14 protein-coding genes and 3 pseudogenes are annotated in these 22,054 nt (G+C 58.4%); 8 read left to right on the top strand and 9 right to left on the bottom strand.

The window, feature by feature from the left end; all coding sequences use genetic code 11:
* Positions 1-83 precede the first annotated feature (83 nt).
* Positions 84-1,352, bottom strand: a complete 1,269-nt coding sequence (locus BZK31_RS04320; protein WP_083181509.1) for an OprD family porin — start codon at positions 1,350-1,352, stop codon at positions 84-86.
* Positions 1,353-1,832: 480 nt separating this feature from the next.
* On the opposite strand from BZK31_RS04320, the gene budC reads away from it, so the two are divergent.
* From budC to BZK31_RS04355, 5 genes are all read left to right on the top strand, one after another.
* Complete coding sequence (gene budC, locus BZK31_RS04325) at positions 1,833-2,597, top strand: meso-2,3-butanediol dehydrogenase (RefSeq protein ID WP_083181511.1); 765 nt, start codon at positions 1,833-1,835, stop codon at positions 2,595-2,597.
* 330 nt (positions 2,598-2,927) lie between these two features.
* A complete protein-coding gene (locus BZK31_RS04335) occupies positions 2,928-3,758 on the top strand; it encodes an ABC transporter permease (protein ID WP_083181514.1) in 831 nt (276 codons plus the stop codon).
* Positions 3,748-5,118 (top strand): ABC transporter ATP-binding protein, encoded by a 1,371-nt coding sequence (locus BZK31_RS04340; RefSeq protein ID WP_083181515.1) that lies wholly within the window; start codon positions 3,748-3,750, stop codon positions 5,116-5,118. Before BZK31_RS04335 ends, BZK31_RS04340 begins: the two co-directional genes overlap by 11 nt.
* Positions 5,105-9,496: a glycosyltransferase gene (locus BZK31_RS04345; RefSeq protein ID WP_083181517.1), complete on the top strand. Its 4,392-nt coding sequence runs from the start codon at positions 5,105-5,107 to the stop codon at positions 9,494-9,496. Before BZK31_RS04340 ends, BZK31_RS04345 begins: the two co-directional genes overlap by 14 nt.
* A gap of 358 nt (positions 9,497-9,854) precedes the next feature.
* Complete coding sequence (locus tag BZK31_RS04355) at positions 9,855-10,544, top strand: hypothetical protein (RefSeq protein WP_244182628.1); 690 nt, start codon at positions 9,855-9,857, stop codon at positions 10,542-10,544.
* Positions 10,545-10,659: 115 nt separating this feature from the next.
* Here the strand turns inward: BZK31_RS04355 and BZK31_RS30485 are convergent, their stop codons facing one another.
* Positions 10,660-11,577 (bottom strand): methyl-accepting chemotaxis protein, encoded by a 918-nt coding sequence (locus tag BZK31_RS30485; protein ID WP_415639664.1) that lies wholly within the window; start codon positions 11,575-11,577, stop codon positions 10,660-10,662.
* Positions 11,563-12,447: pseudogene (locus tag BZK31_RS30490) on the bottom strand (methyl-accepting chemotaxis protein); the annotation flags it as partial. The pseudogene BZK31_RS30490 and the gene BZK31_RS30485, both read right to left, overlap by 15 nt.
* 511 nt (positions 12,448-12,958) lie before the next feature.
* Between BZK31_RS30490 and BZK31_RS30495 the strand changes: the two are divergent.
* Together BZK31_RS30495 and BZK31_RS30500 are read left to right on the top strand one after the other, a co-directional pair.
* Positions 12,959-13,933, top strand: a pseudogene (locus BZK31_RS30495) (cache domain-containing protein); the annotation flags it as partial.
* Between the two features lie 120 nt (positions 13,934-14,053).
* Positions 14,054-14,839 (top strand): methyl-accepting chemotaxis protein, encoded by a 786-nt coding sequence (locus tag BZK31_RS30500; protein WP_415639665.1) that lies wholly within the window; start codon positions 14,054-14,056, stop codon positions 14,837-14,839.
* Positions 14,840-15,220: 381 nt separating this feature from the next.
* Here the strand turns inward: BZK31_RS30500 and BZK31_RS04370 are convergent, their stop codons facing one another.
* The 6 genes and pseudogenes from BZK31_RS04370 to BZK31_RS04395 form a co-directional block, all read right to left on the bottom strand.
* Positions 15,221-16,207: a DNA replication terminus site-binding protein gene (locus tag BZK31_RS04370; protein ID WP_083181521.1), complete on the bottom strand. Its 987-nt coding sequence runs from the start codon at positions 16,205-16,207 to the stop codon at positions 15,221-15,223.
* Positions 16,208-16,433: 226 nt separating this feature from the next.
* Positions 16,434-16,880, bottom strand: a complete 447-nt coding sequence (locus BZK31_RS04375) for a hypothetical protein (RefSeq protein WP_083181523.1) — start codon at positions 16,878-16,880, stop codon at positions 16,434-16,436.
* Between the two features lie 376 nt (positions 16,881-17,256).
* Positions 17,257-18,086, bottom strand: a pseudogene (locus BZK31_RS04380) (DUF6861 domain-containing protein); the annotation flags it as partial.
* Between the two features lie 185 nt (positions 18,087-18,271).
* Complete coding sequence (locus BZK31_RS04385; RefSeq protein WP_083181524.1) at positions 18,272-18,517, bottom strand: hypothetical protein; 246 nt, start codon at positions 18,515-18,517, stop codon at positions 18,272-18,274.
* 408 nt (positions 18,518-18,925) lie between these two features.
* Complete coding sequence (locus BZK31_RS04390; protein ID WP_083181526.1) at positions 18,926-19,474, bottom strand: hypothetical protein; 549 nt, start codon at positions 19,472-19,474, stop codon at positions 18,926-18,928.
* Between the two features lie 146 nt (positions 19,475-19,620).
* Positions 19,621-20,427: a hypothetical protein gene (locus BZK31_RS04395; RefSeq protein WP_083181527.1), complete on the bottom strand. Its 807-nt coding sequence runs from the start codon at positions 20,425-20,427 to the stop codon at positions 19,621-19,623.
* A 149-nt stretch (positions 20,428-20,576) separates the two neighbouring features.
* Here BZK31_RS04395 and BZK31_RS04400 point away from each other — a divergent pair.
* A protein-coding gene (locus BZK31_RS04400) for an IS3 family transposase (RefSeq protein ID WP_208617175.1) occupies positions 20,577-21,796 on the top strand; the annotation gives its coding sequence in 2 pieces (ribosomal slippage) (positions 20,577-20,922 and positions 20,922-21,796; 1,221 coding nt in all).
* Positions 21,797-22,054: the final 258 nt, after the last annotated feature.

Below are 22,054 nucleotides of genomic sequence, written 5' to 3' on the forward strand. Positions count from 1 at the left end.
ATAAAGTCGTCGCTGCGCGAGCCGCTGCTTAGACGCCTCAACGCGACCGGGCTCACGCTGAAAAATGAGCCCGGTGCGCTGCTTCAGAGCAACGAAAGCGGGTAGCTGATGAAGATCCGGTTTTCATCGAATTCGTTGGTGCTGAAGTCGCGACGCAGGCTTGAATTGCGCCACTTGACGTTCAGGTTCTTGAACGTGCCGCTTTGTATGGTGTAAGCCAGTTCAGACTCGCGCCCCCATTCCTTGCCGTCGGTGATGTTGCCGGTGTGCACGTTGTCGCCGCTGATGTAACGGTTCATCAGGGTCAGGCCGGGCACGCCCAACACGGCAAAATTATAGTCGTGACGCAACTGCCAGGATTTTTCCTTGGCGTTATCGTAGCTGGAGTTATAGCTGTCGTTGGCCAGCGTGCCACCACTGGTGCCGTTGACGCGCATCCAGGCGGTGTCGCCGCTGAGTTTCTGCAGACCGACGTAAAAGGTGCTGCCGCCGTAACGAGCCGACAGCAACGCGTAGGCGGTCTTGTTGTCCAGATCGCCGGCCAGCTTGTTGCCGTCCTCTTTGCCGATGAAGTAGCCCAGGTTGGCGCCGAGGGTCCAGTCGCCGAACGTCTGGGTGTGCAGCAGATTGAAGAACTGCTGCTGGTAGATGTCCTGCAGTTCCGAGTACCAGACGCCTACTTGCGTACGTTTTTCATTGAACACGTACTCACCACCGCCGAAGTTGAAACGGTCCGAGGTGAAGGCCCCGCGACCGTTCATCGACATGTCTTCCATGCTGGCGTCGTTGCGCGGGCTGTTGCCGCGGAACTGGCCGCCGTACAGCGTCAGGCCGTCGATTTCCTTGGAGGTGATCTGCCCGCCCTGGAAGGTTTGCGGCAGTGAGCGACCGTCATCGGAACGCAGTATCGGCAGTACCGGCATCCATTCGCCGACCTTGAGTTCGGTCTTCGAGACGCGTGCCTTGCCCGCCACGCCCAGACGACCGAAGTCATCCGCCGGACGACCATCGCTGTGGATCGGCAGCAACTGCGTGCCGCCGGTGCCGCGCCCGCCGTCCAGCTTGATTGAATACAGCCCCAGCACATCGACACCGAAACCGACGGTGCCCTGCGTGAAGCCGGACTTGGCGTCGAGGATGAAGTTCTGCGTCCACTCTTCGGCTTTGCCCTGCGGCGCAGCGCTGCTGGGATAGGCCGGGTTGGTGAAGTTACGGTTGAAGTAGGCGTTGCGCAGCGTGAGTGTGGCTTTGGTGTCGTCCACAAAACCTTCTGCCATGCCGAGCATCGGGCAGAGCAGCGTCATGCTGCCCACGCCCATAAGGACGCGTGAACGGGTGGTGTGAGATGTCATTGTTATTAAGCTCCCTTGCTTGACGAAACTGTCCCTCTTTCTCTGACTGTGCGCAGGCAACAGCCGACAACTGCGAGGATTATGTGATGCCTGTTCAAGGCATGATCCCGACCGAAATGCAGCCGGATACCGTTCGCTGGCGATCAGCGAGCGCTATAAAACACGAGTGTCATCGGGTGTTGCGAAAGGACTGCTCCCTGCCGCGGCGACGGCGATCCAGGGCGTAACGCAAGGTAAGACGGATGTGCAGACGAAGGTCTTCATCGGATGGGCCTCAGCATTGTTTTTATTGTTTTGGCGTCATAGGTTGTCGTACAACCGCGCTGATTATTTACAGGCTGCGTAAGGTTTGTCAACGCGCGTTTGGTCGAAGATTTGCCATTCTGACGGGCCTTGAAAGGCCGTGCATGAATGAGAGTGAACGCTGGCACGGGCTGCACAGTCCACCAGACACGTATTCACTTTTCAGGAGCGCATTACATGAATCGTTTCACCGAAAAAGTCGTGTTGGTCACAGGAGCCGGTTCCGGCATCGGCGAAGCCACGGCCAAGCGTTTTGCCCGGGAAGGCGCCAAGGTCGTACTGGTTGGCCGCAATGAAGAAAAGCTGAACAAGGTGGTCGCGCAACTGGAAGGCGAGGGGCATCTGGTGCGCGCCACGGATGTCGCCGACCTCAGCGACGTCGAGGCGCTTTTCAAGCAAGTGGCCAGTCAGTTCGGCCGACTGGACGTACTGGTCAACAACGCCGGTATCGTGAAGTCCGGCAAGGTCACCGAGCTTGAAGTGCAGGACTGGAAAGAGCTGATGTCGGTGGACCTGGACGGCGTGTTCTATTGCACTCGCACCGCCATGCCTGCATTGATCGCCAGCAAGGGCAATATCGTCAACGTATCGTCGGTGTCCGGTCTGGGCGGCGATTGGGGCATGAGTTTCTACAACGCGGCCAAGGGCGCAATCACCAACTTCACCCGAGCGCTGGCGATGGATCACGGCGCTGACGGTGTTCGCGTCAACGCAGTGTGCCCTTCGCTGACGCGCAGTGAACTGACCGAAGACATGCTCGATAACCAGGCGCTGATGGCCAAGTTCAAGGAGCGTATCGCGCTGGGCCGTGCTGCCGAGCCGGAAGACATCGGCGACGTGATTGCCTTCCTGGCCAGTGACGATGCGCGTTTCGTGACCGGCGTCAATCTGCCGGTGGACGGCGGCCTTTCGGCCTCCAATGGTCAGCCACCGCAGGCCTGAGTCAGATCTGTTCGGTCATGCCCATGCAGGGGCATGACCGATCGGTGACGCGTTTTCGTGCCTGCACCGCCCTGTAAATCTGCTGAAACGCCCGTTACCACCCATCGCCAAACGCCGCTGGCCTGCGAATTGGCTGCCACACTGACCTTCAGAAAACCCTGACCGCTCGCCGCGCCATCGGCTTGCGAAAGCGTCAGGCGTTCAGCCACGACTCCGACCTTTCGATCCGTTCAACGCCTGCGAGCCTGCCTCTCGGGCGGTAGCCATGCCTGTGGCGAGCCTGGCGTCCTGATCACCGATCCCCTTCTCATCCAACACGCTGGAACCCTCATGTTGAGCGCTCACCTTGCGCCGGCTGCTGGTCCCCTGGATCTGCTGCGCAGTCTCTGGCGCCACCGACAATTGATCATCACCATGACCCGGCGCGAAGTCATTGGCCGCTATCGCGGTTCGGTGATTGGTATCGCCTGGTCATTCTTCAATCCGCTGCTGATGCTGGCGGTTTACACCTTCGTATTTTCCGAAGTGTTTCAAGCTCGCTGGGTCGGCCAGGACACCAGCAAAAGCGGCTTCGCGGTGCTGCTGTTCGTGGGCATGATCGTGCACGGGTTGTTTGCCGAATGCGCGACCCGTTCGCCGTCGCTGATCATGAGCAACGGCAATTACGTGAAGAAGGTGCTGTTTCCGCTCGAAGTGCTGTCGGTGGTGACGCTGGGGGCGGCGCTGTTCCACACCGGGGTCAGCCTGATCGTGCTGTTGCTGGCGCAGTGGGTGCTGACCCATACCCTTTACTGGACCGCATTTCTGTTGCCGCTGGTGTTGCTGCCACTGGCGATCGCGACACTGGGTTTCAGCTGGTTGCTGGCGGCGCTCGGCGTCTATCTGCGCGACGTCGGCCAGGTGATTGGCGTGTTGACCACCGTGCTGCTGTTTATCTCGCCAGTGCTCTACCCGGTGGCCGCCTTGCCGCCAGCGTATCGGCCGTGGCTACAGCTCAACCCGCTGACCTACATCATTGAAGAAAGCCGCAACGTGCTGCTGTTCGGGCGTTGGCCGGACTGGCAAAGCCTGGCGCTGGCGATGCTGATCGCCTGTGCGATCGCCGTCGCGGGCTTTGGACTCTTTCAGAAAGCCCGCAAGGGGTTTGCCGATGTCCTCTGACGAGATCGCGATCAGCGTGCGCGACATTTCCAAATGCTATTACACCTACGAGCGGCCCGTGGACCGGCTGCTGCATTCACTCGTGCCCAGGCTGCAGCGGCGTCTGGGAAGGCCGGTCAGCGCCTACGGTCAGGAATTCTGGGCGCTGCGCAACGTCGACTTCGAGATCCGGCGCGGTGAAACGGTCGGCATCGTCGGGCGTAACGGCTCGGGGAAATCGACGCTGCTGCAAATCATCTGCGGCACCATGCGTCCGTCCGGCGGTTCGGTACACACCGAGGGCCGTGTCGGGGCATTGCTAGAGCTGGGCTCGGGGTTCAATCCCGAGTTCACCGGCCGGGAGAATGTTTACCTCAACGCATCGGTACTAGGCCTGAGCCGAGAGGAAGTCGATCAGCGGTTCAGCGCCATCGCCGGGTTTGCCGACATCGGCGATTTCATCGATCAACCGGTCAAGACCTACTCCAGCGGCATGGTGGTGCGGCTGGCGTTTGCCGTTCAGGCACAGGTCGATCCGCACATCCTGATCGTCGACGAAGCGCTGTCGGTCGGCGACGCAAAATTTCAGGCCAAATGCTTCGAGCGACTGCGGCAACTCAAGCACAACGGCATCAGCATTCTGTTGGTTACTCATGCCAGCGAACAGGTGGTCACGCACTGCAACCGGGCGATTCTGCTGGAAGGCGGCCGCGTGGAAATGAGCGGGCCTCCGCGCGCGGTCGTCAATCGCTACATGGACCTGCTGTTCGGTCGTGATCGACGCATGACGCCAGCGGTGCCAAATGCTGCGACGAATGACCCTGTCCCGTCAGCGCCGGTATTCCCCGAGCAAGGCCCGGCCCTGAATTTTGAGCAGGATGCCTTCGATGTCCGGCCTGGTTTCAATCGCCACGAGTACCGCTGGGGCGATGGCGCTGCCTGCTTGATGGACTTTCATCTGGCGGTCCGCGACGAGGCGTTTCCCCCGAGCATCGAGTCAGGCAGCGAGGTGCGTCTGTACGTGGCCATCCGCTTCAACCAGCGGGTCAGCCATCCGGTGTTGGGCTTCACGATCAAGACCAAGGAAGGGGTGACGGTCTACGGCACCAACTCCTACCTGCTGGACTGTGAAGCCAGCCGACACTTATACGAACCGGGCGCGCAGCTCAGGGCCTGTCTGCGGTTCAGGAACCGACTGGCCACTGGCGATTACTTCATTTCGCTGGGTGTCGCTTCCCGCCACGGTGAAGACATCGTGCCTCACGACCGGCGTTACGACGCCATTCACTTTATTGTTGCCCCGACCCCCACGCTGTTCGGGCTGGTCGATCTGGCCCTCACCATGGACTTCGATCAGGTACAGCACAATGATCCAGCTTGAACAGCGCGGCTACCGTCTGGACCGGCGGACTCGCGTATGGGCGCGTCCAGAGTATGAAGGGCTGGCCTACAGCGATGGCGATGAAAACGAAGAACGGCTGGCCAGGATCGTGCGCGAGGCCCAAGACCTGAGCGTGCTGTCGCCCGAACTGAGTCGGCGCTGCAACGACTGGGTCTCGCTCTATCACCTGGGCCGTGCGCGGGGCAACCTGTTGCGGCCTTTCGAGCATTGCCTGACCGGCAGCGTGCTGGAAATCGGTGCCGGTTGCGGGGCGATCAGCCGTTACCTGGGAGAATGCGGTGCAACGGTGCTGAGCCTGGAAGGCAGCCTGCGTCGGGCCCGCATCGCGGCGAGCCGAACCCGTGACCTGGACAATGTCACCGTGGTGGCCGAGCGTTTCGAGCAGTTTCAGTCGCCGCGTCTCTTTGACGTCATCACCCTGATCGGCGTGCTTGAATATGCCAGTCTGTTCAATCAGGGCGACGACCCGGCGCTGGACATGCTCGTCCGGGTTCGCGAGTTGCTGGAGCCCGACGGCATTCTGCTGCTGGCCATTGAGAACCAGTTAGGCCTGAAATACTTTGCCGGCGCACCCGAAGATCATTTGGGCACGGCGATGGCGGGCGTCGAAGGGCGGTATCCGGAAAACGGCCCGCAGACCTTCGGACGCAAACGGCTGACTGCTCTGCTGGAGAACGCCGGGTTCAGCCGTTCGGAGTTTCTGTTCCCCGCGCCCGATTACAAGCTGCCCAACTCCATCGTCAGCGAACGGGGGTTTCAGCACCCGGACTTCGACGCCGCGGCGCTGCTCTGGCAGAACGTGCGCAAGGACCCGCAACTGCCCGGTGCCACGCTGTTCAATCTGGAGCGCGTATGGCCGGTGGTGGTGGATAACGGTCTGGGCATGGAACTGGCCAACTCGTTCTTGATTGCGGCGTCCCGTTCGCTGACGCCTGTCGTGATGCCGAACTTTCTGGCGGGGCATTACAACGTCACGCGCAAGCCCGGTTACTGCAAGCAGACCCTGTTCATCGACACACCGGACGGCATTGAGGTGCGGCATGAACCGCTGCGCACCGACACGTCCCCGCACAAAGACTTTCGCCATGTGCTCTCGCGGGTCGATGCGTACCAGCGCGGCTGGGTGCTCAGTCAGCAGTTCCTCGACATCGCCAGCACGCCGAACTGGACCGTCAGGCAGTTCGGCGAATTCGTGGCCCGCTATTGTCAGGCGTTGAAGCACTTGCTGGCAGAACAGGGCCACGACCTGCCGCTGATGCATCTGGATGAGCGACTGCCCGGCGCGCTGATCGATGCCGTACCGCAGAACATCATCCTCGATGCCGAAGATCGCCCGGCATTGATCGACATCGAATGGGAGGCTGCTGCGGGCATCGAGCTGGGGCATCTGCTGATTCGCTCGTTGCTGGTGCTGATCGCCAGTGCCACGCCGTTCTGCACCAGCGTGATGCCGCTGACGCGCCGCCAGTTCGTCACCGAAACGCTGTTTCACGCCGGGCTGGCTATCACGCCTTCGCAGCTGGACGGCTTCATCGAAAAAGAGGCGCACTTCCAGGCATTCGTGACGGGGATGGACGCGAGTCATTTTCTGAACTGGGAAGCCGATCAGATCATCAACCAGCGGGTGTCGCCGACCGCACCGAAAATGGAGGCCAAGCTGTATTACAGCGACGAAACCGGCCACTTCAAGGAAGAAGCGGCGTTGAGCCTTGAGGTGCTGCCCGGTCACCAGCGTCTGCAGTTTCCCCTGAGCCGTCTGGACACCCGACCCCTGGCGTTGCGCCTCGATCCGGTCGACCGGCGCATGACGTTTTCACTGGATAATCTGCGCCTGGTGAAGCGCGGCGTCGATGTCTGGAAGTGGGACGGAGAGATCAGTGGTCTGGGTCCGCTGTCAGGGCTGCGGGAGGTGGAGGAAAGCGGATCCGCCATGCTTTTTGTCTGCCTCGACGACGACCCTTATCTGCAACTGCCGGTCGATCTTTCGCAACGCGACGATGTTCACGACCTGGCGCTGACCCTGGACCTGGTGCTGTACACCGATGAAGTGATCGCCCGCCGCCTCAGTCAGGGCCTGAGCTGGAGCGAGCAGCATGAGGCCTCGTTGCGCATCACCGTGCAGCCCTTGTCCGATCAGATAAAGGCCCTGACGCAACGGGTCAGTCAACTGGACACCGTCACCCAACTGATCGAAAAGCACGTGATCGAGGGCGAGATCGGCACTATCCAGACCGTCGAGCGCCTGTTGCAGGAGAACGGCCACGACCTGCGCGAACGTGAGGCGCTCATAAAGCAGTTGCAAGACGCCTTGCTCGGCCTGCAAGTTGAAAAGGACACCCGCATTCATGAGTTGAACCTGCGCATTCGGGAGCTTGAAAATTCGTACAGCCGCAGGTTGGCAGCACCGTTTCGGCACTCGGTGCTGACCACGCACCGGCTAGCGAAAGCCTCGCGACGCCTGCCAGCACTGATTCGTCGGGGCGGCGGCTTCAAGGCTACCGCCCGTCGCGCCGCCACTGTGTTGCGAGAGCACGGCGTGCGCGGCCTGATCGAACGCGTGCGTTGGTTCAACGACATCGGACACGTGACGGTCGCGCAGGACACTGCGCCGGAAATCGACGTGCCTGATCGCCATGATTACAGCGCCTGGATCAAACGCTACGACACGCTCAGCGACGGTGATCGTCAGGCGATGCTTGACGACATCGTTACCTGGGACAGCCCGCCATTCATCTCGGTGATCATGCCGGTCTTCGCCCCGCCGCTGGACCTGTTGCGCGACGCCATCGACAGCATTCGGCAACAGGTGTATCCGCACTGGGAGCTGTGCATTGCCGACGACGCCTCGCGCCAGCCCGCCGTGCGCGATTTCCTCAAGAAGGTGCAGCGCCAGCATGCGCAGATCAAAGTCGTGCTGCGCAGTGAGAACGGGCACATCTCGGCGGCCAGCAACTCCGCCCTGGAGCTGGCTCGCGGACGCTACGTCGCCCTGATGGATCACGATGACCTGCTGCCGGAACACGCCCTGTACTGGGTAGCGCGCACTATCGTTCGGCATCCGGAGGCGGGGGTGATTTACTCGGACGAAGACAAGATCGATCAGCAGGGGCGACGCAGCGATCCTTACTTCAAGTCTGACTGGAACGCCTTTCTGTTTCGCTCGCAGAACATGATTTCCCACCTTGGGGTCTATCAGCGAGATCTGGTCAATCGCGTGGGCCGCTTCCGGACGGGGTTCGAAGGTTCGCAGGATTACGATCTGGCCTTGCGCTGCATTGAAAAACTCAACCCCGCGCAAATCATCCATATCCCGCGCGTGCTGTATCACTGGCGCATTCATGCGGGCAGCACCGCCGTTGCGCCGGAAGAAAAACCCTACGCCGTGCATGCGGCGGTCAAGGCGCTGAACGACCATCTGCACCGCACCGGGCGCAAAGCCGAAACCGAACTGTTGCCGTTCGGCATGTACCGGGTGCACTACGCATTGCCTGAGGCCCTGCCGCTGGTCAGCCTGATCATTCCGACACGCAATGCCTGGGCGCTGCTCAAGCAGTGCATCGACAGCATCCAGCGTCTGACGACTTACCCGAACTACGAAATCATCGTGATCGACAATGGCTCCGACGAAGCCGAGTCGCTGATGTACTTCGCGCAGATCGACCAGCAGTCGAACATTCGTGTGCTGAGGGGCGATGGTCCGTTCAACTATTCCGCCTTGAACAACCGGGCGGTCAGCCAGGCGCACGGTCAACTGGTCGGTCTGATCAATAACGACATCGAAATCGCCTCGCCGGACTGGCTGGAAAATATGGTCTCCCTGGCGCTGCAACCGGAGGTCGGCGCCGTGGGCGCGCGGTTGTGGTTTCCCGATGATCGTCTGCAGCACGGTGGCGTCATCCTCGGCATTGGCGGCATCGCCAACCATGCGCACAAGTTTCTGCCTAAAGGCCAGTACGGCTACTTCGGCCGTGCGATGCTGATTCAGGAGTTTTCCGCCGTCACCGCGGCCTGCCTGGTGATCCGTAAATCGGTGTTCGAGCAAGTGGGCGGACTGGATGAGGTCAATCTGAAAATCGCATTCAACGATGTCGACTTTTGTCTACGCGTTCAGGAAGCCGGTTACGTCAACGTCTGGACACCTTATGCCGAGCTGTATCACTACGAGTCGGCTACGCGAGGCTTTGAGGATTCGCCGGAAAAACAGGCGCGCTTCAATACAGAAGTCGCCTACATGGCCCGACGCTGGCCGGGCATCAAGAGCGATTACGCCTACAACCCGAACCTGACACTGGATCACGTGGACTTCGGCCTGGCCTGGCCGCCGCGCATTGAGGGAGCAAGCGGCTCAGGGGGCTGAACGGACCTGCGCATCGCGGCAGTTGCCCTGAGCCTCCCGCCCGGAACCCTCCGGACAGCAGTCATCCACCACATAGATACGGTCGACTTCTTTTCCGATACCGACGATGACGTTGTTTATAAGCTTTCTTACGTTGCAACAGGGAATGACCACTGCAATGTTTAACGCACCTGGTGTCATCGTATTCGCCATCATGACAGTAGCCTGACTGTTCAGATGGTCTTATCGGGAACGGCTGATGGGCTACAGTTAAGTACAGATAAAGATGAAGTTCCAGAATCGAAAAAGTTTCAGGGAGTCGATGCCCGGTTAACAGAGTCAACATTGAAACAGTGTCCACTTATATGACAGCGCACGGATGACGTTGCCGTTTTATCTGCATCACCTTCATGCGTGGGACCTTTTAATTTTCAAGTCGAATCTACTCATGAATACACCGTCTGAAATCGATATTTCAGGTCTGAGGTGTTACGACAAGATTGTCGATGATGTCACCTATAGCGTCCCGCGCGGTATCACGCGCGAGGCCCGCGGTCGTGTCTGGATCGTGCGTGTCCTGAAAAACAAACAGGTTCAGGTCTACGGCCGTTTCCCGGACCTGCGCTTCGCGGGCACGCGGCGTGCACTGAATGCGGCCATCATTCACTTGATCCACAGCGGCCATGCCTGGCGGCGCGATGATGTGCTTCAGCTCAATGAGCAGGCTGCAGTGCATTGGCGCAAGCGCAGCGGCGTCGGACTGTGCGCCGTGGCGTATGTCACCCGGCAAGGGCCGGGAAGGGGCGAGACCTTTTTTCTGTCCACCTACAAACGCGTGGCGAGCGGGCGCGGACTGGAGAAGTTCAGATCCCGTCTGGTGGACGTTCTGGAAAACGCTTATGAGATGCACCACGCCGGCCCGGGCATTCCTTATTCAACTCAGAAGAGGATCCGTCAGGACATAGATCAATTAATGGAGGGTGATGCGTTTCAGGCATTTATCGAGGCAGGCAAACGAAAAGCCGACCATATTGCAGTGGTGGAATATGTCGAGCGACTGTCGCATTAAAGCGAAACGGGAAGAGACAGCGGAATAGCGAAGTAGAGCGTTTGAACGATAAACGGCTGGCTTGCCATGAACATCAAGCCCGGTTTCCCCGGGCTCGATCCAGGTGCACTAATCGTCAGATCTTGAAGTGGCTGACCATGGTCTGCAACTGTCCACCCAGGCGGGCAAGTTCGACGCTGGAGGCGGCGGTTTCTTCGCTGGCAGATGCCGTCTGTTCCGACACATCGCGCACGTTGACGATGCTGCGGCTGATCTCTTCGGCCACGGCGCTTTGCTCTTCGGCGGCCGCTGCGATCTGCTGGTTCATTGCCTGAATGTTGGAGACCGTCTGGGTGATGCTGTTCAGCGATGTGCCGGCCTTGCGGCTCAGTTGTACGCTGCTGACGGTCAACTCACGGCTGCTGAGCATGATGCTCGACACCTGACGCGTACCGTTCTGCAAGGCCGCGACCAGGTTTTCGATCTCTTCGGTGGACTGCTGGGTACGTTGCGCCAGGCCACGTACTTCGTCCGCCACCACCGCAAAACCACGTCCGGCTTCACCGGCGCGCGCCGCCTCGATGGCCGCGTTGAGCGCCAGCAGGTTGGTCTGTTCGGCCACGGCCTTGATCACGTCCATCACCTTGCCGATCTTGTCGCTTTCCTGCTCGAGCACGCTCATGGCATCGGAAGAGCGCACCACTTCAGCGGCCAGGCGCTCGATCTGCACGATCGCCTCGCCCACCACCTGATCACCGGCGCGGGCTTCCTTGTCAGCGGTCGAGGCGGCCTCGGAAGCTTGCTCGGCGTTGCGCGCCACTTCAGCCACGGTGGCCGACATTTCGTGCATCGCGGTGGCCACCTGGTCGGTTTCGACTTTCTGGCTGTTGACGCCGGCGCTGGTCTGCTCAGTGACGGCCGACAGTTCTTCGGCGGCGCTGGCAATCTGCACCACGCTGTCGCGGATACCGCCAATCAGCTCGCGCAAGGTCGTGCCCATGCGCTGGATGCCCTGTTGCAGCACGCCCAGTTCGTCGCGACGGGTCACCACCATGGTCTGCGACAGGTCGCCCGAGGCGATCCGGTCGACCACCGCCATGGTTTCCTGCAGCGGACGGGTAATCTGGCGGGTGATGATTACTGCGGCAATGATGCCCAGGATCATCGCCAGCAGGGTGCAGCCGATCTGCATCTTGCGGGCCTGTGCGCTTTCCAGATCACGACGATCCAGTTGCAACTGGTACATGGCTTCACTGAGCTTGACGATGTCCTGGCCTTGCGCGGTCATTTCCTTGCGCGCCTGGGCAATGTCGCCGCTCGCCGTCTTGAAGTTCTGCAGGGTGGTGCGATAAGCCAGCATGGACGTTTCCAGCTGGCTGAGCGCGTCGGCCTGAGTGGCGCTGAACGTGGTCTTGAGCTGATCCACATCCTGGATGGCTTCGTTCAGCTTGCCAGCCGCTGACTGTTCATTTTCAGGGTTGATTTCCGTGAGGTAACCACGCACCTCGTAACGTGCCTGCATCAGGTCTTCTTTGGCGTCTACGATGAGTTCGTATTGTGCGAAACGGTTTTCATCCATGCCGTCCAGTTTCTTCACGTCCGCCAGAATCCGGTCAAGCATCTCGGTGGCTTTGGTGGCATTGACAGTCAGTTCCTTGCGCAACGCGACGCTGGACTTGTAGCCACTGCGCATGTTGTTCAGGGATTTCTGGTAGTCGGCGATCACCGCGCCCAGCTGCTGCAGCATTTTCACGTTCTCGGGGCTCTTGAACGAGGTCAGCAGCTTCTCCTGATACGCCTTGAAACCGTCCAGCGAAACCTGGACGGTTTCGGCGACCTTTTCATCGCCGTCGGCGACCATGTATTGCAGGCGTGTTACCCGTAACTTGGTCAGCTGTGCATTGAGCGAGGTAATGTCGCTCATCCAGTTGCTTCGGTCGATCAGCCCACTCAGGCTGCTCCATCCGGTGAGCGCAAGAATGGCAGTAAAAACAAGTACTAGCCCGAATCCGAGGGCCAGCTTCATATTCACGCTGATGTTTGCGAACCAGCTGTTCATGAGTTACTCCAGGTACATCATTCAAAAAGATCAGGCTGCGGGAGGCGTCTTTGATCATCACCGCCCAGGCATTGGTTACGAACACTATCGGCCGCGTCTCGCCAAGCTGAAACGGTAAAAGCCAATAAAATTAAAAAAAGCCTGTCCCCCTTTCACAGGCTTTCATTCAGCGCAGGCCACGGTTATAAAGGGCGTACCGAGAAACATTGAAACAGTGCGGTACTGTCATTAAACAGTCGCCAGAATCCCGCCTGCACACACGCCACGGACTTCATGTTCATAAATGAACACTGCGCGTTCGTAAAGTCTCAACTTTTCTTGAATAACCAATTAACAATCCCTGGACCTGCCCGCAACCTAATAGAGATGCTTTGTAATGACTTTGAAGTTTCGTCATAAAATTCTGCTGGCTGCATCGGGCGTCGTCGTCCTGGCGTTCGCCCTGTTCACGTTGTACAACGATTACCTGCAACGCACGACCATCAATCAGAACCTTCAATCTTCAGTGGGGCAGGCCGGCCAGTTGACGGCCAGCAGTGTGCAGAACTGGTTGAGCGGCCGCATTCTGGTTCTGGAAAACCTGGCACAGGACGTGGCCTTTCAGGGCGTGAACTCCGACCTGAGCGGTCTGGTGTCCCAGTCCTCGCTGGTCTCGACGTTCCAGTTCACCTACGTGGGCGACAGCAAGGGCACCTTCACTCAGCGTCCCGACGCCGAGATGCCCGCCGGTTACGATCCGCGCCAGCGCCCTTGGTACAAATCGACCGTCGACGCCGGCAAGACCATCCTGAGCGCGCCTTACCTGGCCTCGGTCGGTGGTCTGGTAGTAACGATCGCCAGCCCGATCAAGGTCAATGGCCAGGTGGCGGGTGTCGCGGGCGGTGACCTGAGCCTCGATACACTGGTGAAGATCATCAACTCGGTGGAGTTCGGCGGTATCGGCTACGCGTTTCTGGTCAGCGGCGATGGCCAAGTGATCGTCAGCCCCGACAAGGATCAGGTCATGAAGAACCTGAAGGATATCTATCCCGGCCAGACCCTGAGTCTGGATGCGCGTATGCGTGAAGTCACCCTGAATGGCCAGCAACGCATCCTGTCGTTCACCCCGATCACCGGCCTGCCATCGGCTGACTGGTACATCGGTCTGTCGATCGACAAGGACAAAGCTTACGCGCCGCTGAGCCAGTTCCGCAGCTCTGCCATCGTCGCCGGATTCATCGCGGTGATCGTGATCGCCTTGTTGCTGAGCCTGCTGATCCGGGCGCTAATGCGGCCGTTGACTGACATGGGCCGCGCCATGCAGGACATCGCGCAAGGGGAGGGTGATCTGACCCGCCGCCTGAGCATTCAGGGCCGTGACGAGTTCGCCGATCTGGGCAGCTCGTTCAACCAGTTCGTCGAGCGGGTTCACGCCTCCATCGTCGAAGTGTCATCCGCCACGCTGCAGGTGCATGACCTGTCACAGCGCGTGGTGCAGTCGTCCAACTCTTCGATCGTCGGCTTCGACGAACAAAGCGCCCGCACCAACAGCGTCGCGGCGGCCATCAACGAACTGGGCGCCGCGACCCAGGAAATCGCCCGCAACGCGTCCGACGCGTCCATTCAGGCCAGCGAAGCACGCACCCAGGCCGAAGGCGGGCAGGTGGTGGTAGAGAAGACCATCCAGTCCATGAGCGAACTGTCGACCAAGATCAGCAGTTCCTGCGCCCAGATCGAGCAGCTCAACGCCAGCACCGACAACATCGGCCACATCCTCGACGTGATCAAAGGCATCTCGCAACAGACCAACCTGCTGGCGCTCAACGCGGCCATCGAAGCGGCACGCGCCGGTGAAGCCGGTCGCGGTTTTGCGGTAGTGGCAGACGAAGTGCGCAACCTTGCCCATCGCACGCAGGTGTCTGCCGACGAGATTCACAAGATGATCGGCGAGCTGCAGACCGGCTCTCAGGACGCGGTGCTTAACATGAACGAAAGCCAGGCGTCCAGCCAGGGCAGCGTTGAAGTGGCCAACCAGGCCGGCAGCCGACTGCGCGATGTCACTCGCCGTATTGGCGAGATCGACGGCATGAACCAGTCAGTCGCCGCCGCGACCGAAGAGCAGACCGCCGTGGTGGAAACACTCAACGTGGACATCAACCAGATCAACACGCTCAATCAGCAGGGCGTCGCCAACCTCAATGAAACATTGAAAGATTGCGCGGCGCTTTCACAACAGGCCGGTCGCTTGAAACAGCTGGTGGCCAGCTTCAAGATTTGATTCAGGTCAGTAACCATTGCAACGAGGGCCGTCCATGTGACGGCCCTTTTTTGTTATGGCTGATGACTGTTTTTTACGGGGTTGAAGGGGTGACAATTAACCGTTTGCGCGTTGTACCGTTTTGTACGAATTTATATTTTATTCGGAATACACATATCGGCGAAATACTTTCAACCGCCAAGGTTTGAGTGATCGCTGTCGACATTCAAACGTCTGACTTTTTAGACCTCAAATAAACGCAAGGCGCTGATCATGTATATCAGCGCAAAGAATTTCGGTTATAGGATCCAACATATCAGCGCGCACATATTCAGGTAACTCACGCTATTCCAGTGCGCCGTGGACCAATGACTGAACGGACAGGCCCGTTCAGTCAGGCATTCACTTTTTTGATTCCTCAGCCGTTCGGGATCGGGCCCGATCCGAATAGGTTGAGGCTACTTCGCTCGGCTTGCTGGTGATCACCGCGGACTTGCGTTGGCCCACCAGATCGTCCGGGTTCAGGTACAGGTTCATACGCGGAATCACCTCGATGCGCGGCTTTTTGTCGGGCCGTTCCGCCTGACGCGTGTTGCGGTCGAAATTGCGCAACTCATGTACGTTGATCGGCTCTTCGCCCGCCAGCACGAACATCGGCAGATTGCTGTGAATCATCGCGTCGTAACGAGAACTGGCCGAAAAATACACCATCGCCCTGGGGTGCGGCGCCACCTTCTTGTACTTGATCAGACTGGCCTGATCCGACAGATTGACGATACGCCGCAACTCCGCACCCGCCGACGTCTGCTCGAGCGCAACACGGTCCTTCGAAGCCTGCTGCTCGGCGGCCTTGCCCAACAACTCCCGAACCTTGCCCACAGGCACACGCTCGCCACCGGTGGTGTGCCCGGCCCAGGTGAACACGATCAGCCGCGGGCAGATATCGAATACCTGCGTATGCCGCGCCAACTGCTTCATGCTGAACTGCCCGCCCAATGCCTGCCGAAGAATCTTCGAGCGCGCCGTGGTCGCCAGATTGAGCTCGATCCGCGTCTGCTCGATCGCCGCCATCAAATCGTCCTTGAGCTGATTGATCTCCTTCACCCAAGGCAACGCGCTACGACTCAACGCGAAATAACCCGGCAACCGCATCACCGTCCCCGGCGCCTGACCGGGCAGCCGCTCGAACAACGCCATCGCCCGCACCGTCGCCTCGATTGCCGCCTGCCCCTCCAGCGGCTGCACCTCGATCAAATCCAGCGCCTTCTGCTGCGCCAGCACCGGCAACTGCCACACCTGCCCATGCACCACCCACTGAGGCCACATCTGATTGAATGCCGCGATTTTACTGACCAGCCGGGCGTGCAGGGTCGTTATATCGACAAACATGGTGATCTCCAGAAATTTTAATACCACCCCCCAGTGTAGCGCGTGAGCGTGAGGATGCAATTCGTAGATAACGGTGTTTTAAATGTTGAGCGGGTGATTGAACAGCCGGCGGTGCTAACTTGGACAGCACGGTAGTTGGTTTTATGCAGTGTAAGGATTAGGCACCGCATGTTGGGTACATGCGATGCCCTAGTGGAATAAATATTTTCCTGAGTAACAGTTGCGTTTATTTTATCCAGGCAATTTTTCCATCGTCCAGATAAGCAAGCCCAGTCAGCGTACCTGTTATTGCTGGCAAATTAGACAAAGCTTGTGATGTGTAGGTGAGCGGCAGCGCGTCTCTCAATGCCTTCGCCTGTTCTGGATACTCATCCCAAGAAGGTTTCATGATGCCGTTCCAGAATGACACCGCTGTGCTGTCATCAAGAAGAATCACTGGCTTCAAGTACTCTACGCTTTCTTCGCCGTCCCAGTACAAATAGCCCAAGTAATGGCTTCCATCCCGGCCTGTAAAATGGGTGCGGACGATAATTTGAGAATCAGTGCTTGACTCGGTTTCAGAAAGAGGACGTACAGTAAGCTCGTCTTCTACTGAGTCGTCCATAGGAAAAACCCATGTATCGCTGTAGGCCAGATCACCAGGTGTCAGGTCGTAAACTTGTTTTTCACGCATGTTTGAATACCTACCTGATCAGATGTCTTATTGATTCATATAGCTCAGGCCTTCCGATATCTTCGTAGGCTTTGCGCAGTCCAAGATTTATTTGCTCAGGAGTATAGCGTGCCATTTTTCCGCTAGCCAGAGGCGGTAAATATTTACTTATTGCCTTGTGCATCGCCTCTGGGTTGATTTTGCCAGTATGGCTGTATTGTGTGATTAAGGTCGCTGGATGCTCCAGCATATCGTTCTTTGTATAACCCAGCATTTTGCCCAAGTATTGAGGCAGGATATGGTGTGCCTGGAAATCCTTGTTCAACCCTTGGAGTTCTTTATAAGTTGGGCTTGTGGGTTTGGGTATCACCTTTTCAGCCCTTTTGGCATCAAGGCGTTTATCCGAAAGGGACTCGATGGAAGGTGATTGGGGCTTCTGATCCCCGAACGTACCTTTGCCGGAGTTCTGCCCTTGAAATTCAGGTCTTTTTCTCAGGGCATCTTCATGCTCAAGCATCCACTGACCCAAACGCGCGCCCTTGGACTGGCTTGCATTTCCTGCGCGAGGACTGTCGCGTTCCCTCTGCCTCGCGTGAGGTAGGCGACGATGGCACCCAAAAGCAGGGTGACGACTTCAACATGTCCCTGGGCGATGTGATGAGTCGCGCTCCGTTGAGCGTAAGGATCATCCTGAATGAACGGACTCTGGCCGGGTTCGCCACGGGGTCCGTTCCATGCGGCTTTGATGCCTCTCACGTAGTGATCAGCAATCTTCGGTAAGCCGTCGACGAAGAACTCGGCGATGGACTCCAGACCGAGCACGCCGAGTATCCAGGTGCTGACCTGCAATCCCATTGCTGCGCCTGCAACACCTGATGGAACCGCGCCTACGCCGCCGAAGAAAGCTCCGAAACCTGCGCCAAGGGTTGCGCCCGTCAAAACGCTACCTGCGACGATCATTGCCATTTGACTCACGGCGTCCATCAGATCGTTCAGCACGCTGGAAATGTCGAGGTCTGCGTAGCGTTGCCTCAATAAGCGGCCTGCTTCCCATTCAGCATGGATGAAGGCAGTCCTGACGCTACTGACGCGGCGAATCTTGAGCCCAATGGAGTCGACTCGTTCTTTCGAATATGTGCGATAAGTTGCGCCTCCCTGATAGCCCATCGCATGAGTGATGCGGTTTTCTATGTCAAACCATGACGGTACGATGCCTCTCAAAAACATTCATTTCTCCCTGAGCGAATGTTGAGCGGGTGAATCCGTACCAATACATCCGTGTTCCGGTACGTTGGCGACCCCATAGGGATTCTCCGAACATGTCCCCAAATGTGATGAAATACACCTGACCACCTGATCCGAGCCGCCCATGAACTACCTGGATTTTTACGTGCAGGGAGCGTGACGCGGGATCAGTCCTTGGGCAGCTCTTCCAGCTTGGCCTCTACCGCGTCATCGAAAATGATGAACAGCGCCTCAGCGTCCGACGAGCGCAGTTTTCGGGTGCTTTCGAGGCTTTGGATGAGCTCGATCTGGATAGCGCGTTCGGCTTCCAGGTCCTTGCGGGTGCTGGTGGCGTTCAGGGCGCGGAGCAGATCGTTCATCTGGTCGCGGATGGGCTTCTGGAGTCGCAGGAGGTCGAGTTTTTCTTGGGGCATCGGGTGTTGTCTCTTAGGGGCTGCTGGCTAGGCGAGCGATACATCTGCTTTTCACCACATTCCCCGCAACAGAGCGGGAAGCCTTCGTATTGATCTGGCATGGTACAGCCAGCTTCGTCGTTCAGCCGAGAGATTACTGCCTCCATACGTCAGCAGGCTGATTCTCGATCAGTCACTGAACCGACTGGCTGTAAAGGATCCACGCTCCGATTTCCAGCAACCCAATTTATTGGCTGCCGCGGAGTCGCTGCTAAGGTCGTATTGATGGTTCCACAGCCTGCCAGGCTGGTAGAGAACATAAGGGTGCAAAGGATTTTCACATTAGCGTCCTGCTTTGATTTTCCCAAGGCTAACGAGCCACGCCTCTGCTGGCCATCACAGATTCCATCTGCCGCCGCGCTACGGTGACTACTTCACAAACGCAACCTTCTTCACGAAGATCAACGAGTCCTCGGCAGCAGGCCCGGCGATGCGGTCGTTGTTGAGCTCGCTGGCAACAGTGACCTTCACAGTCTTGCCAACCATGCTCGGCATCAAGGTCGCTTCACTTTCATCTTCTGCAACAAACCATTCGCCGCATTGCCCATCGCAATAAGCCGTGAACCGTCGACCGTCATTGACGAGCACCGTGATGGTGTAGTCATCGATGCCACCGCCAGCAATTAACGCGCCCTGCAAGGTTTCCGGTTTGGTCAGGTTGAAGTGGCAATAGGCTGGCGCGTTCGGATCATCGCCCAGCAAACCACAACTGCGCTCGACTTCGCTGTTGATCATCGCGCAACTGTTGGCCACGTTGCACGGCGGGTGGGTTGCAGGAGAGACGTTGATGCATTGTTTGACCAGAGACTCAGCGCGCTTTTGACCGATGGCCTCGGCGCAGGATTTGTCCGAGGCGTTGGCTTGGAGTGTGGCGAGGAGAGTGATAAGCAGAGAAAGGGTCAGGCTTGTTGCTTGCATGAAGGGTCCGGGTAGCGAGTGGGGGATGCGTGAACGATACCGACCTTCAGTTTTTGGGCAAGCGCAGCAGGCCTCTGGTGTGTATCGGTTTCTCGATTATCTTGGCATTTCCGTACCATTACTCCCACATCCGATGCCTGCCTTCGTTATGACTCAACGTCTGCCGTCTCATCGGCCGGCGAGCGCTTCAAGCCATCCAGCGGAACGAATATCCAACCCTCGATCGGACTGACCTCGGGCATCGGATGCGCCAGTTGCTCCGGCTGATAAACGAACATCCATCCCAGCAACGCGCACGTCAGGGCGTCTTGCAGATCGACATGCTCAAGCCTGGACACGAATTGCCTGATGGTCTGGCCGTCCCGCAACGTGTCCTGATAAAACGAAGACCTCAGCCGTTCAATGGAATCAGACCGTTTGCAGGCGGAAGGGTAAGCCTCAATGGCCTGCAGCATCCGACCATCAGTCCATACCCCGCAACGCTCCCGCTCCGGAGCAAATCGCCCCAGCACATGCATGCCCTTGGTCGCCTGACTGCCGATCATGTCCTTGACGGGCGATAGCGGTGACAGGCCATTGAGGAACAGGAAGTGTTCAGTCTGACGGTGCAAGTAAGGATTTTTGGACGACGTGCCTATGCTCGGCTCGGTGCTGCCGGTAGTGATGAGGTCAATGAACGGCTTGGAGAACCCCAGCGGCGTGTCGATGGCGAGCGTAGTTTTGATACGCGCAGGATCGACCGATTCGACTCGGCACAGTGCCAACATACGCCGAACGAAATCCTCAGTCGTTGCCGACTCATTGATGGTCGAACGCAGATTGCCTCGCCACGGTCTGCCAAGCAGCCGTCGCTCAGAATCCAGGATGACCAACGCATCACGGCTTTTAGGGTTGTAGTCACAGTTCCAGCCACCCACGTCCCAGCCGATGAAAAGGTTACTTTCGAAAGCCATCCTGGACTCCATGGGGATGAGGGCATAAGGCCAGGGTGAGTGTATAAGAATGCGGAGTGGGGTGGTTGGACTTACTGTTTGAACGAGCCCCATGAAAGACAGGACACCGTTCCCCCCTTAAGATAAGGGATAGGCAAACGGTTATGTTTATGACTAACAGCAACGATAAGGGTGGCGAGCTGCTCGGCCAGGAACGCCGACGCCGCTGGAGCACCGACCAGAAGCTGACCATGGTTCGCGAGAGCCTTGAACCGGGGCAAAGCGTGTCCGTGGTGGCCCGGCGCAACGGCATAAACGCCAACCAGCTGTTCCTGTGGCGCAAGCTGTACCAGGACGGAAGTCTATCGGCGGTCAGTGCGGGCGAGGCCGTTGTACCGGCGTCGGAACTGAGCGATGCGCTCAAGCAGATCCGAGAATTGCAGCGGATGCTGGGCAAGAAGACGATGGAAGCCGAAGTCCTGAAAGAGGCCGTGGAGATTGCCCGGTCGCGAAAATGGATTGCGCACTCACCCTTGTTGCCGGGGGACGACCAGTGAAACTGGTCAGCGAATGTCTCGGTGTGTCGCGCTCGCAATTAACAGTTCGAATCAAGCAATCGGTATCGCCCAAAGTACGGCGACGTCGGCTCGTGAACGATACGGAGTTGGTCGCCGAGATTAAGCAGCAAGTCAACGAGTTGCCGAGCTATGGCTACCGTCGTGTTTGGGGATTGCTGCGGCGCGAGCGTGAAGTTCAGTCGCTGGCCCCGATCAATGTGAAACGGGTTTACCGCGTCATGCGCGATCACAATCTGTTGCTGGAACGACGCATCAAGCAGCCTGGCGTGCAGCGTCGGCATGAAGGCCGAATTGCCGTTAGTACCAGCGATACCCGCTGGTGCTCGGACGGCTTCGAGTTTCGCTGCGACGACGGTGCGAAGTTGAGCGTGACTTTTGCCCTGGACTGTTGCGACCGCGAAGCCATCGGCTGGGTCGCCAGCCCGACGGGCTACGGCGGTGATGACATCCGAGACTTAATGTTGGAAAGTGTGGAGAAGCGATTTGGCGATCAGCTACCGAGCGCGCCGGTGCAGTGGCTGAGCGACAACGGCTCGGCTTATATCGCCGAGCAGACGCGTGTGTTTGCTCGCCAGATCGGCTTGCAGCCGGTGACCACACCAGTGCGCAGCCCGCAAAGCAACGGCATGGCAGAGAGCTTCGTGAAGACGATCAAGCGTGATTACGTGGCGCACATGCCTAAGCCGGATCGAGAAACGGCGCTGCGCAATCTGACGATTGCCTTCGAGCATTACAACGAGCAGCATCCGCACAGCGCTTTAAAATATCGGTCGCCGAGAGAATTTAGGCGTTTGGCAGCAGCATCAATTTAACGGGGAGTTGGTGTCCGGTCTGGTAGGGGCAAGTCTACCCACTACAACTGCAACGCGCGCAAACGGTTTTACAAGGAGTGCTTCCTTGGGGTTGTCCATCACACCGACGTCGAAGCCCGTAATGGCTTCGAGCGCTATGCCGAGTACATGACCAAACCGGATGAGTTCATGCGCCTGGCGTTGCCGGGTTACCGGTGCATGGGCAAGGGCCAGCTAGGCCCGTTACCAGCAGGCCATCGTAGCGGTAGGCCTCGCTCC

Source organism: Pseudomonas floridensis, from assembly GCF_002087235.1.
In the GTDB taxonomy this organism is placed as follows: domain Bacteria; phylum Pseudomonadota; class Gammaproteobacteria; order Pseudomonadales; family Pseudomonadaceae; genus Aquipseudomonas; species Aquipseudomonas floridensis.

What these genes read in the sequence shown, in the direction of transcription:
- BZK31_RS04320 (WP_083181509.1), bottom strand. Translation starts at nt 1,352, where the DNA reads ATGACATCTCACACCACCCGTTCACGCGTCCTTATGGGCGTGGGCAGC.
- budC (WP_083181511.1), top strand. Translation starts at nt 1,833, where the DNA reads ATGAATCGTTTCACCGAAAAAGTCGTGTTGGTCACAGGAGCCGGTTCC.
- BZK31_RS04335 (WP_083181514.1), top strand. Translation starts at nt 2,928, where the DNA reads ATGTTGAGCGCTCACCTTGCGCCGGCTGCTGGTCCCCTGGATCTGCTG.
- BZK31_RS04340 (WP_083181515.1), top strand. Translation starts at nt 3,748, where the DNA reads ATGTCCTCTGACGAGATCGCGATCAGCGTGCGCGACATTTCCAAATGC.
- BZK31_RS04345 (WP_083181517.1), top strand. Translation starts at nt 5,105, where the DNA reads ATGATCCAGCTTGAACAGCGCGGCTACCGTCTGGACCGGCGGACTCGC.
- BZK31_RS04355 (WP_244182628.1), top strand. Translation starts at nt 9,855, where the DNA reads ATGACGTTGCCGTTTTATCTGCATCACCTTCATGCGTGGGACCTTTTA.
- BZK31_RS30485 (WP_415639664.1), bottom strand. Translation starts at nt 11,577, where the DNA reads ATGGTGGTGACCCGTCGCGACGAACTGGGCGTGCTGCAACAGGGCATC.
- BZK31_RS04370 (WP_083181521.1), bottom strand. Translation starts at nt 16,207, where the DNA reads ATGTTTGTCGATATAACGACCCTGCACGCCCGGCTGGTCAGTAAAATC.
- BZK31_RS04375 (WP_083181523.1), bottom strand. Translation starts at nt 16,880, where the DNA reads ATGCGTGAAAAACAAGTTTACGACCTGACACCTGGTGATCTGGCCTAC.
- BZK31_RS04385 (WP_083181524.1), bottom strand. Translation starts at nt 18,517, where the DNA reads ATGCCCCAAGAAAAACTCGACCTCCTGCGACTCCAGAAGCCCATCCGC.
- BZK31_RS04390 (WP_083181526.1), bottom strand. Translation starts at nt 19,474, where the DNA reads ATGCAAGCAACAAGCCTGACCCTTTCTCTGCTTATCACTCTCCTCGCC.
- BZK31_RS04395 (WP_083181527.1), bottom strand. Translation starts at nt 20,427, where the DNA reads ATGGCTTTCGAAAGTAACCTTTTCATCGGCTGGGACGTGGGTGGCTGG.